Here is an 11,567-nt window from a genome sequence, read left to right as displayed (position 1 = left end):
TTCCATGTTTCCCAAGCTTTCTGTACTCTAGCTGCGCCCTGGCTAGGTGTGCATCCGCCAAGACCAATTTCCTGAAGTACTACGTTGATTTCATTGTATACATCAGAATGGAGAACGCCGTCGATAACAGGAGTTGTTGTGTAGTTGTTATAGAAGTTAGCTCTCTTAGCTACGAATGGTTCAAGACCCTTTTCGTCGATAAGCTTGTTAACATTAACATTGAGATTTGATGGGAATGAAGCACCAGTCTCAAGGCGGTAAGTCTGAACATATTCACCCTCTAAGAACTTAATGAGTTCCCATGCAGCAGCTTCTTCTTTTGAACCTGCTACGAGGTTAGCTGACATACCCCAACCTGTACCAACTACGCCAGATACTGTGTCATGAACAACTTCACCAGGAATTGCTGGGAAAGCCATCATTTCGAAGTAAGCTTCCTGATCTGCTGGAGCGATAAGAGCCTGTCCAGTTGTGATATCTGTCTGGAATGATGCTGCTGACCAGTCACCATCAATGTAGAATGCTGCCTTACCATTAGCAAAGTCACCACGGTTAGAACCATAACCAATCTGGAGAGTATTGCGGTTAATAACGTTGCTCTTATACATATCATCAATGAGCTCAAGAGACTTTACGAACCAATCATCTGTGAATTTGATTTCACCAGCTGCAAGTCTTTCATACCAGTCTGCGCCACCAAGACGACCAACTACTGTTGAGAAGAGACATGACTGCATTACCCATGAGTCCATGTTAGCCATACCAACAACTTCGATACCCTTTGCATTTAATGCAGGAACCATTGCCTTAAGTTCTTCGTATGTCTTAGGAATTGAAAGACCGTTGTCCTTTAAGAGCTTTGTATTAACGAACATCATGTGAGAAGCTGTTAAACCATTAGGAAGCTCTGCGAGGTAGCCTGCTGTCTGAGGTACGAGACAAGCTGGGTTATAAGAAGAAACAAGACCATCTTTCTCTAAGAAAGGCATAAGATCTTTAACTGAGTGAGTAGTCTGGAGAGAAGTTGATCTTCCACCTGGCCACATATAAATTACATCAGGAAGGTTACCAGAAGCTACATATGCTTCAACTTTCTGGTGGAAAGGTTCATTAAATAAATCTTCTCTGATAACTGTAATTTCTGGATGGAGTTCTGCGAACTTATCCCATACCATTGAAATTTCGTTCATGCTGTTTGGCTCTGACATATCAATGTAGTTCATTACACGGATAGTTGTTGTGCCGGAATTTTCTGTTGCACCATTTGCGAATACCATAGCCATACCCATAGCTAGTACCAAGCATACAGTTAAAACTTTTCTAAGTCTTGTCATTTTTACCTCCTTATGACAGACAACCTCAAAACGAGGATTACTACCTTATCTATTAGTTCATTCACTGAACTAACTATAGTCTACAATGCCTTTTGCAATCTGTCAAATTTTATTTGCAAAATTTTAGTTGCAATAAGCATTGTAAATATTTACTTATAAAACCAATAATTAACCCTTAACAGCACCTGCTGCAACACCCTTTGTTATTTCCTTTCTAAATATAAGATAGAAAGCAAGCATTGGAATAAGACCGATAACAAGAGCAGCAAACTGCTTACCAAAGTCAGAAGAAAGTGCACCAGCAAATTTCTGTACACCAACAGGAAGAGACTTATATTTGTCATTACTTGTTAAGATATTAATAAGCATGAACTCATTCCAAGTTCCTGTTACTGATAAAATAGCAAGCGTTGTAGCAACAGGCTTACCCATAGGGAAGATAATTGATGAGAAAATCTTAAGGTACTTTGCACCATCGATTCTAGCAGACTCTACGAGTGCAGATGGAATACTTCTGATATATTCAGTTGCAAGATAAACACCCATTGGCATACCAATACCGATGTATGGAATTAATACACCTAATCTAGTATCATACATACCCATCCAGTTAATTACTAAGAATAGAGGTACCATAATTGACTGTAATGTCATCAAAATACCAATAACATAGGAGCCATATAAGCCCTTTGTTGTCTTAGTATTTGGTCTAATCTTTGCAAAAGCAAAGCCTGACATAAAGCTAAAAATGATAACAACAATAGTAGTAATACCTGTGTATAAAATTGAATTAAAAATCAAGATTGGGAATTTACCACGTGTCCATGCATCTACATAGTTAATAATTGTTGGACGGAATTTGGTAATAGAGCCATCTGCATTTACTCTTTCAACTGTACCTGGTAATCCAAGCTTATTTAACTGGAATTCTGTTGTAGTTTTAAAGCTATTCAGAGTAAGCCAAATTAGAGGGTAAATAGCAAGAACTGTAAATACTATTAATATAGCATATACAACAAACATACCCAAACGGGTTTTCCAACTTCTATCTTTAATATTTGCCATTATTCCTTACCTCCAAATTTCTTCTCAACAAGCTTTGTAATACCAATAAAGAAGAAGCTGATAATAATCATTACAGTTGAAATAGCATTAGCTAATGGATAGTTTGGAGCACCCTTGAATGCTTTATTAAACATGTATGTAGCAAGAACACTTGTTCTTTCTGCAGGACCACCAGCGGTCATTACATAGATTAAGTCAAAGCTCTTTAGGGAACCAGAAATAGCTAAGATAGCACTTGTAACAATAACGCCAGAGAGAGCTGGAAGGATAATCTTTGAGAGAACCTGCATCTCACTTGCGCCATCAATTTTTGCAGCTTCAATAATTGATGTATCAATTTTTTGAAGGTTAGCTGTAAAGATAATGAAATAGGTTCCTGTATACATCCAAAGAATTACAAATAATACCTTTATCATTGGATGTGCTGATACAGTTGGTTCATATGCAGGATTAAATATTCGAATTAAATCAACAAAAGCACCATTTGGAGCAAAGAAACTCTTCCAAAGAATACCAATTACTACTGTTGAAATTACACAAGGAAGATAGATGATAGTTTGGAAAAAGTCTCTAAACTTTACCATTCCTCTATGTAAGAGATAAGCCATTAAGAATCCAAGAGGAATCTGACCAAATACAGAGATAAATACAATTAATAGGTTATTTTTCAAAGCCAAGTAAAAGTATTGATCTGCAAACATAGTTTTATATGCCTTGAAGCCCATTATCTTGAGTGGGTTACGTGTATTACCAAATAACGCACCACCAGCATAGTTACTTATACTTAAGAATAATGAGAATACTGTTGGGAATGCCATAACGATAAAATACATTATGAAACCCGGCAAAATAAACAACCAATAAGCCCTTAATTCCTCTCCTTTAGAGCTCATCCCCCTTTTTTTTATAGCATCTTTTTTCTCTGCCATAAAAACCTCCTTTTTTTATCCTATTTCACCTTTTGACTATTTGCAAATAAAATAAGCTCATCCCAAGTTGGGATATCACTATTTTCCATTAGTTCTGGAACACTAAATAATCTTGATAAAAACATCATTGCAGCACCCTTTGCACCAACCATGTCATTTTCATAATCAAAAACTATATTAGTCCCAGCAAACTCTAATACATCAAGTAATGTAGGTGTAATTTGTTTAATTGTTTGCATTACCTTTTCTTTATTAGAAAAAGGTTTTCCGTGGAAAATCATAGTTTTAAAGTCCATCACAGAAATCATTGGAACAAATGAAATCATTGTGTCTGAAAACCACTTATAATAAGCATCTTCATCCTCAATAGTTCGTTTTAATACATCAATTGGGATACCATTTTGAGTTTCATTTCCCTTGTACCAAGAAATAGAACAGAACTCACCTGCTTTAAAATGTGATCCATGATAAACCTTACCATCGATGACAACGCCTATACCTAAGCCAATACCTATTCTATCATTAAATAAATTAGTATCCTCATGGTAATCACCAACAAGAACAAGCATGTTCTCATCTCTATGATCTTCATATTTAACAATGTCTAACCAAGCTGCACAGTTTGCATCGTTTTCTACATAAATTGGATAGTTGTACTTTGTTTTTACAAAGTTACGTATGTTAAATTTTCCAATTTTAAATGGATTAGAATAAATTATTTCCCCTGTTTGGTTATTTATTACACCAGGAATAGAAAAGCAAATAGCAAGAACTGGTGTGTTAACCTGTTCTTTATGGATAGTAAATATTTTATTCAATAAAGTCCAAACCATTTCTTCAAAAGAAAGCTCTCCAAGTGAACCTTTTTCTTCACAAAGTGTTTTACCTGAAAAAGAAAGAATAGATAATCTATAGTGTGATGGCTGAATATCAATTCCAAACACACATCCAAAATTATCATTGAGCTTTAATAAAATAGGTTTCCGGCCGCCCTGTGAAGGAGAAGAAGATGTTTCCCCTTCTAGAACAACACCGGAATCCAACAAAAAGGAGATGATATTTGTAACAGTTGAACGATACAGATGGAGGCTCCTTGAAATATCAACACGAGATACTTCTCCCGATAGCCAAATAGCTTGTGTGACGAGTGCAGTATTAGCATTCTTCTGAAAGATATTATTATTAATAGGCATACGACCTCCAATTAAGTTCGTCCACTGTACAAACTCAGTATTAGGCCAAATTCTCTAGTTGTCAAGGAAAAAAGAAAGTTTGTTCAACCTGTGTACAATTAACTTTACAAATATAAAAATCACCTATAAGCTATTTATGAAGGAAGGTTTAATATGAGCTTAGATTTTTCAAAGGATTTTCTTTTTGGCTGTGCTACTGCTTCCTATCAGGTAGAAGGAGCAAGTTTTGAAGATGGCAGAAAGCCATGCATATGGGATACTTTTGCAGCAATTCCAGGTAAGGTATTTTGTGGTGATGATGGTAAGGTATCCGTAGACCAATACCATAGATATAAAGAAGATATCGAGCTTATGGATAGTCTTGGCATTCAAGCATATAGATTCTCGATTGCTTGGCCTAGAATTATTCCAAATGGAAGAGGAGAAGTTAACCCAAAGGGCATTGAATACTATCGTAATCTTTGCAAAGAGCTACATAAACATGGTATGAAAGCATATGCAACCATATATCACTGGGATCTTCCACAAAGCCTGCAAGATGAAGGTGGTTGGACAAATCGTCAAATTGCATATGATTACCTTGAATATGCTAAAGTTCTTTTTGATAATCTTTCAGATGTTGTTGATTCATGGATTACAATAAATGAACCATTTTGTATTACATGGTTAAGCTATCTATATGGAGCTCATGCACCTGGATATCAAGATATGAATCTTGCAACAAAAGCAGTTCACCATGTTAACTTAGCTCATGGACTTGCAATGAAATACTATCGTGAAAAAGGCTATAAAGCTCCAATTGGTATCACTGTTAATCCACAAACTCCTCGTCCTGCAACTAGAAAACAATGTGATATTGATGCAGCTAAGCTATCAAGAGCACTTGAAACTGAAGCATTCTTAGGGCCATACACCGGCAAAGGTTACCCAGAAATTTTAACTAAAACATATGGTATTACCTTCCCTATCCAAGATGGTGATATGGAATTAATTAGTACTAAGGTCGATTTCTTTGGTGTTAACTACTACAATGAGTACCCTGTTAGTGCATCAAAATCTAAACCACTTGGTTTTGAGCAACAGCCATTTTGGGAAAGAAGAACAGATATTGGTTGGCCTTGTGATTGTGAAGGTCTGCTACGACAGCTTAAATGGTTGGATAAATATACTAACCATACACCTCTATATATCACTGAAAATGGATCTGCAGAGGATGATAAGCTGACTCTTGATAACAGAGTTCACGACAAAGAAAGAATAAACTACATATATAACCATCTTAAAGCTTGCAGTCAGGCGATTAAGGAAGGAGTTGATTTAAGAGGTTATTTTGTTTGGTCTTTTATTGACAATTATGAATGGACTGAAGGATACTCAAAACGTTTTGGAATTGTTTATGCAGATTATAAAACTCTAAAACGTTATCCAAAAGATAGTGCTTATTTCTATCGTGATGTTATCGCAGGTTATGGCGAAGTCGATATGTGATTGTATTGAGGCTACCAAATTAGGTAGCCTCTTAAATTAATAAGCTTCCTCTCATATAAACAACTGAGATTAGAATTAATATTATTGCTAGAATATATGTTAGCATTATTTCAAAATCATTTTTTTCAATTATTTTTACTCTTGAATAAGCAATTCTAGAATCTGAATAAACAAAAAGAATTATTCCTACAACTGCAAATAAATCAAACGATACTAAATCTAATTTCAATGAACCAAATATTGAAACAAAAAGTATTCCAATCAAAGAGGAATATATTAATTCTAATTTAATATCCTTTTTAACACTTTTTAATTTCTTAACATGAAAATATAGATGAGTTAGGTATAAAACTAAACCAAGAAATGCAAAAACAATATCAAAGTTAAAAAGAATAAAGTAAGTAGCAAAACAAATATGACCACAAGCGAAGGATATTGCACCAATATAAAATGCGTATTTATTATCAAACATTAATAATATATCGCCACAACAATATAATGAGGCAATTAGAAACAACAGCCATCTATTGCCGATTACAGATGAATTAAGTGCAAATGAAATAAAAATTAATGGAACTAAAAATGGCTTTGTAGCCATCTTAAGTTTTTTATTTCCAATTTTTACGCTGTAAAGATTTAATATAGAAAATAATAAAGCTAAACAACAAACTAGATAATTCATATCTAGCATTTTAACATATAAATAAAGAAAAAGCTTTTAATAGATTTAACTACTAAAAGCTTGGATTACTACTCTATTAATATTTCCTCAAATACATCAACAAGGGGTTGGTAATCACCATCGATTGCCGCAATTGCACCCTCTAGCATTCTATCAGGATCGGCTTCAGACCAATCAACATCGTGCCCTGATTGCTTAATTAATTCATAGAAGAAGAATCTAATTACACGACCATTACCTTCTCTAAATGGATGTAATGCTTCACTTTCACCCATATAGAAAGCTAAGTCATTAATAAAATCATCTCTATCTGTTTGATTTCTTAAATAGTTATCATTTGATAACTTTTGGAATATTTCCTCAGCCATTTTCTGAATCTGCGCAGGATGACAAAACTCTTTACTTTTTGAAGCTTGAGTATTTCTTATTTCACCTGCTGAAGGATAAATATCACCAAACAAATTACTGTGTATAGCTTGGAGATAAGAAAAAGAAAGATGCATTTTCAATGGAGAAACAAACAACTCTGCTGTTCTTACATTTACAAAAAACCTTTCAGTTGCTCTTAAAAGCTCTCTATCTTTGATATTGAAATAATTAACAAGACATTTAGTACCATCATAAAAAGCTTGTTCGTCTTCTACTGCTTCATAATTTGTATCTAAATTATTGTTATCTATATATGCTCTAATAGCATTCTCGGCTGTGCTTTCACCTTCTAAGATGTCACGTATTATCGCCTCATCACCTTCAGTTAGCGAAAAACCTTCCAGTTCACATGTAAACCGGATGTAGTCTACACACCGATTAACTTCATCATTTCTCATCGATTAAAACCTCTTGAGTATACTCAGTATACTTCTCCTTTTTTCCTTTTACTAGCTTAGCAGGATATTTTGCAGCATTACTCTTAAGCTTTGAAGTAATGATATCTTTTATATCATAACCCATTATTGAAGCAAACTGAATACAATAGATAAGTATATCAGCAAGTTCTTCTTTCATCTCTTGAGGATACTTTTTTACACTTTCCTCACTGCTTTTCCATTGAAATAATTCTAAAAGCTCACTTGCTTCCAATGAAATTGAGATTGCTAAGTCCTTGGGATTATGATATTGCTTCCAGTCTCGCTCTTCAACGAAATCTTCTACCTGTTTTACTATATCCTCAACCATATATCAAACTAATATACTTGTTCATTTGAAATGCGTCAACAAAAAACAGGGAGGCCCAAAGGCCTCCGAGTTAATACTTAAACTATAAACTTAGAATACTAATGACATGTATACTCTGCCATCAATATCGTGAGCATTGTTACTTGACTTTGTCATGATGTATGCGTAGTTAACATCGAGTCCCATACCAAAATGCTTAGTAAAGTCATAGCGCATGCCAAAACTAGCCATTGGAGCAACTGTGATACCAAACTGTTTATTAAGTAGTTTCCAGTTTCCAAGGATATTATCTTCATTTACACCAGCAAAGATAAATCTAGCACCACCACTAAGGTGTGTTCTTAACTTAGCAGAGTTAAATGTAAGTCCAAGAAGTGCTTCAGCATATAAGTCTTTACTGTAACTAGAAAGAGATACTACATTATTAAAGCTTGAGAATAGATTCTTGAAGCTTGCAAACTTTAAGTCTGCTCCACCATTAAGCTGTAATGAAAGTCCTACAGTCTTATTAAATGAAATGAAATTTTCAAATCCCATTCCTAATCCAAGTTTGAATTCTTTTCCAAGAGTCTTGAAATCAGGAGTGTTAACACCTGCACCACCTGCTAAGGAAAGAGTAAATCTGAATGGTGCTTTTTCACTCTTAATAGCAGGAACTACAACAGGTTCAACTGTTACTGTTGCAACTGGTAATTCTTCTACAACGACTTCATCAGCAACAGGAGCTGGTTCAACAGGAGTAGCAACTTCTTCAACAACTGGTTCAGCTACAACTTCTTCTGTCTTAGCAGATGTAGGAGATGCAACATCTTCAGGTAATGTAATTACTGGAATTGAATACTTATCTGGTTCTAGAGTATTAGCAACTTCTTCAACTTCAGCAGCCTTAGGCGCAAAGAGTAAGTTGATAAAATCAAAGAGATCAGAAATTACACGTGTTCCAACAAACTCAACATCTTCATAACTAGCAGCTTCAGGAAGAGTAATTACAGCTTTTCCACTTTCCTTGATATCATAGAAAACACCATCAAAGTATTGAGCGTTATTAACACTTGTAAATGCGATAAACTGCTCAACTTCTTCATCTAAGACAAATGATGGATAGGTAATCTCAATTGTTCCTGGAACGAACTTCCATGAAAGAGGATATCCATATACTGAAATAGATCCATATACTGGTTCTACTGCAGGTTCTTCTACAACGACAGGTTCAGGAATTACAACTTCTTCAACTGGAGCCTCTTCAATGATTGATGGCTCTTCGATTTCTGGGGTCTCTGGAACAATAGGCATTGATGTTGCACTTGCTGATACAGACCAATAAATTCCATCATATGATTGCTGGAGATATAGCGTATATGAGCCACTTCCATCTAATCCTTGTTCTTCATAGGATGTTACATCACTTGTAACGACAACCCACTTTGTAGGATCTTCACCACCTACCTGATATCTAAAATACTGAACATCAGGATCTGACAATAACCACTCCCAAGTAACAGCAACCTTTGCTGCAAATAATGGAGTTACAATAAGAAATAAAGCTGCAATCAATAGTATGAGCCTTTTGGTCTTCATTAAAACCTCCTAGGGGAAAATCCCCTCGCTAGTTATAAATTATAATAAGTTATTCATAAAAAGGGCAAGCATATTTATGCTAACATAAAAATAACACACCAACACTTTTATAGTAACAAAATATGAGGTTTGAGTAATAAATATTTTTTATATATTATAAGGATATGAATAATATCTCGAAAATTGCTGTATTTTGTGGTTCCTCTTTTGGAAATAATGATGATTTCATTTCAAGTACTAAAGCTTTAGGTAAAGCTTTTGCAAGAAATAATATTAGCCTTGTCTATGGAGGAGGATATCGTGGATTAATGGGAGCATTAGCAGAAGCAGTACAAGCAAATAATGGACATGTTATAGGAGTACTCCCTGAAATCTTTAACAATGAAAAGGTAAAAATTAAGCAGGTAGAAGATGAATTAATTGTTACAAAAGATATGCATGCAAGAAAAAAGCAAATATACGATATTGCTGATGCTTTTATAATTCTCCCAGGTGGCATTGGTACTTTTGATGAGTTTTTTGAAATTTTTACTTGGAAGCAAATTGGATACCATGAAAAAAATATTGCAATTTACAATATTAATGGGTTCTACGATACCCTACTCTCCTTCTTAAAAGAGTGTTGCATCAAAGGCTTTTTAAGAGAAGAAGTATTAAATTCTTTAATTGTAAAAACTGACCCAGATGAAATAATCGAAGAAATAAAAACAAGAAAGACAACTTTACCATCAAAAATATGAAACAGATAAAACATATAGTTATTGATTACATTTATATTTTAATTGGCTCTGCAATTACGGGCTTGGGTATTACCCTATTTACTAACCCTGCAAAAATTGCACCTGGAGGAGTTTCAGGTATTGCCACAATACTTTTCCACCTATTTGGATTTGATGTGGGTACTTCCATTTTATTTTTATCAATTCCTATTTTTCTCATTGGAGTTAAACTCTTTGGAAAACGATATGGCTTGAACTCACTAGTTGGAACAATTGCTTTATCATTATTTACATCCCTTTGGTGTAGAATATTCGGTTACGATGGAGTATTAGATTATTCAAAAGAGATGAGTATATGGCTAAGCTGTTTATATGGTGGAGTACTATGTGGGCTTGGTATTGGAATAGTATTAAAATCTGGCAGTAATACTGGAGGCACAGATATTGTTGCATTAATTCTTGCAAGATACACTCACATACCTACAGGTACAGCACTATTAATTGTTGATGGATTTATTATTGCAATTTCTGCATTTGTATTCAGTTTGGAGAGTGCTTTATTTGCAATAATTGTTAGCTACATTATTTCCATAGTTATCAATAAAATTGTTATCTCAATGGGAACAGGATATGCTAAAACTGCTTTTATTATTTCTGAATCATTAGATCAAATTGGTGACTTTATAATAAACAATTTAGATCGCTCAGCAACAATTGTTAAAGCAACGGGATTATATTCTGGAGAAGAAAAGCCAGTTCTAATGGTTGTTCTTCCCAATTACAGCATTTCAGAATTAGTTCGTTTTGTTCATAAAGTTGATAAAAATGCTTTTATGACCATATTAGATACACACCAGGTATTAGGAGAAGGATTTACTCCTATGGAAAAAATGATAGAAATCAAAAACAATGATGTTACTTCAAACATAAACTCCAATTTTTAACAATTTGGTGAACTTTTTATGAAGAATATGTTAAAAAGATGAATTCACATTAAAAGTGTTGCATTTATCTGGAAACTGTACGAGAATTATAAAACAAGTTTTTTTCATAAGTCATAAAAGGAGGACAAAAATGAAAAAATTGGTTGTTTTGGCTCTTGTTGCTTTAATTGCAATGACAAGTGTATTCGCAAATGGTAGTGCAGAAGCTGCAGGTGTTACTCTCAATAAGGATAAGCCTCTTGTATTCTTCAATAGACAGCCTTCTGATCCAACAACAGGTAAAATTGATATGACATCTATGAACTGGAATGATAAGACTTACTATGTAGGTTTCGATGCTGCAGCTGGTGGTGCTGTTCAGGGTCAGCTCATTACAGATTATCTCGCAAAAGCAGATCCAGCTAAGATCGATAGAAACGGCGATGGTGTTATCGGTTATGTACTCTGCATTGGTGACGT

The 11,567-nt window shown here is 34.5% G+C and carries 11 protein-coding genes and 1 pseudogene; 4 read left to right on the top strand and 8 right to left on the bottom strand.

Translation table 11 applies throughout. The features are described from left to right. The 4 genes from SOY52_RS01365 to SOY52_RS01350 all read right to left on the bottom strand — a co-directional run. Positions 1 to 1,334, bottom strand: a 1,334-nt coding sequence (locus SOY52_RS01365) for an ABC transporter substrate-binding protein (RefSeq protein WP_320847192.1), incomplete at its 3' end; no start/stop codon positions are given. 168 nt (positions 1,335 to 1,502) lie between these two features. Next, positions 1,503 to 2,399: a carbohydrate ABC transporter permease gene (locus SOY52_RS01360; protein ID WP_320847191.1), complete on the bottom strand. Its 897-nt coding sequence runs from the start codon at positions 2,397 to 2,399 to the stop codon at positions 1,503 to 1,505. Next, positions 2,399 to 3,328: a sugar ABC transporter permease gene (locus SOY52_RS01355; RefSeq protein WP_320847190.1), complete on the bottom strand. Its 930-nt coding sequence runs from the start codon at positions 3,326 to 3,328 to the stop codon at positions 2,399 to 2,401. Before SOY52_RS01355 ends, SOY52_RS01360 begins: the two co-directional genes overlap by 1 nt. A 20-nt stretch (positions 3,329 to 3,348) precedes the next feature. Beyond that, positions 3,349 to 4,521 carry an ROK family protein gene (locus tag SOY52_RS01350; RefSeq protein ID WP_320847189.1) on the bottom strand — a complete coding sequence of 391 codons (1,173 nt, stop codon included), beginning with the start codon at positions 4,519 to 4,521 and terminating at the stop codon, positions 3,349 to 3,351. 153 nt (positions 4,522 to 4,674) lie between these two features. Between SOY52_RS01350 and SOY52_RS01345 the strand changes: the two genes are divergently transcribed. After that, on the top strand, positions 4,675 to 6,009 hold the full coding sequence (locus SOY52_RS01345) for a GH1 family beta-glucosidase (RefSeq protein ID WP_320847188.1): 1,335 nt from the start codon (positions 4,675 to 4,677) through the stop codon (positions 6,007 to 6,009). Between the two features lie 31 nt (positions 6,010 to 6,040). Here the strand turns inward: SOY52_RS01345 and SOY52_RS01340 are convergent, their stop codons facing one another. The 4 genes from SOY52_RS01340 to SOY52_RS01325 form a co-directional block, all read right to left on the bottom strand. Then, entirely contained in the window at positions 6,041 to 6,691 is a 651-nt protein-coding gene (locus tag SOY52_RS01340) for a lysoplasmalogenase family protein (RefSeq protein ID WP_320847187.1), read from the bottom strand. 68 nt (positions 6,692 to 6,759) lie between these two features. Then, positions 6,760 to 7,518 (bottom strand): Fic family protein, encoded by a 759-nt coding sequence (locus SOY52_RS01335; protein ID WP_320847186.1) that lies wholly within the window; start codon positions 7,516 to 7,518, stop codon positions 6,760 to 6,762. Beyond that, entirely contained in the window at positions 7,508 to 7,867 is a 360-nt protein-coding gene (locus SOY52_RS01330) for a nucleotide pyrophosphohydrolase (protein ID WP_320847185.1), read from the bottom strand. Before SOY52_RS01330 ends, SOY52_RS01335 begins: the two co-directional genes overlap by 11 nt. 90 nt (positions 7,868 to 7,957) lie before the next feature. Continuing rightward, positions 7,958 to 9,445 (bottom strand): hypothetical protein, encoded by a 1,488-nt coding sequence (locus SOY52_RS01325; protein WP_320847184.1) that lies wholly within the window; start codon positions 9,443 to 9,445, stop codon positions 7,958 to 7,960. Positions 9,446 to 9,609: 164 nt separating this feature from the next. Between SOY52_RS01325 and SOY52_RS01320 the strand changes: the two genes are divergently transcribed. From SOY52_RS01320 to SOY52_RS01310, 3 genes and pseudogenes are all read left to right on the top strand, one after another. Beyond that, positions 9,610 to 10,185, top strand: a complete 576-nt coding sequence (locus SOY52_RS01320) for a TIGR00730 family Rossman fold protein (protein WP_320847183.1) — start codon at positions 9,610 to 9,612, stop codon at positions 10,183 to 10,185. Continuing rightward, positions 10,182 to 11,108: a YitT family protein gene (locus SOY52_RS01315; protein WP_320847182.1), complete on the top strand. Its 927-nt coding sequence runs from the start codon at positions 10,182 to 10,184 to the stop codon at positions 11,106 to 11,108. The genes SOY52_RS01320 and SOY52_RS01315 overlap by 4 nt, the downstream gene beginning before the upstream one ends. Positions 11,109 to 11,280: 172 nt before the next feature. Continuing rightward, positions 11,281 to 11,567, top strand: a pseudogene (locus SOY52_RS01310) (sugar-binding lipoprotein); the annotation flags it as partial.

Origin of the sequence: Bullifex sp. (assembly GCF_034103065.1) — a bacterium.
GTDB lineage: Bacteria > Spirochaetota > Spirochaetia > Sphaerochaetales > Sphaerochaetaceae > Bullifex.
Note: the sequence above shows the minus strand (reverse complement) of the source record. Positions and strands in the feature narration are given on the sequence as shown.

Coding starts and splice junctions, on each gene's coding strand:
- SOY52_RS01335 (WP_320847186.1), bottom strand. CDS start 7,518: ATGAGAAATGATGAAGTTAATCGGTGTGTAGACTACATCCGGTTTACA.
- SOY52_RS01320 (WP_320847183.1), top strand. CDS start 9,610: ATGAATAATATCTCGAAAATTGCTGTATTTTGTGGTTCCTCTTTTGGA.
- SOY52_RS01355 (WP_320847190.1), bottom strand. CDS start 3,328: ATGGCAGAGAAAAAAGATGCTATAAAAAAAAGGGGGATGAGCTCTAAA.
- SOY52_RS01325 (WP_320847184.1), bottom strand. CDS start 9,445: ATGAAGACCAAAAGGCTCATACTATTGATTGCAGCTTTATTTCTTATT.
- SOY52_RS01350 (WP_320847189.1), bottom strand. CDS start 4,521: ATGCCTATTAATAATAATATCTTTCAGAAGAATGCTAATACTGCACTC.
- SOY52_RS01345 (WP_320847188.1), top strand. CDS start 4,675: ATGAGCTTAGATTTTTCAAAGGATTTTCTTTTTGGCTGTGCTACTGCT.
- SOY52_RS01360 (WP_320847191.1), bottom strand. CDS start 2,399: ATGGCAAATATTAAAGATAGAAGTTGGAAAACCCGTTTGGGTATGTTT.
- SOY52_RS01315 (WP_320847182.1), top strand. CDS start 10,182: ATGAAACAGATAAAACATATAGTTATTGATTACATTTATATTTTAATT.
- SOY52_RS01330 (WP_320847185.1), bottom strand. CDS start 7,867: ATGGTTGAGGATATAGTAAAACAGGTAGAAGATTTCGTTGAAGAGCGA.
- SOY52_RS01340 (WP_320847187.1), bottom strand. CDS start 6,691: ATGAATTATCTAGTTTGTTGTTTAGCTTTATTATTTTCTATATTAAAT.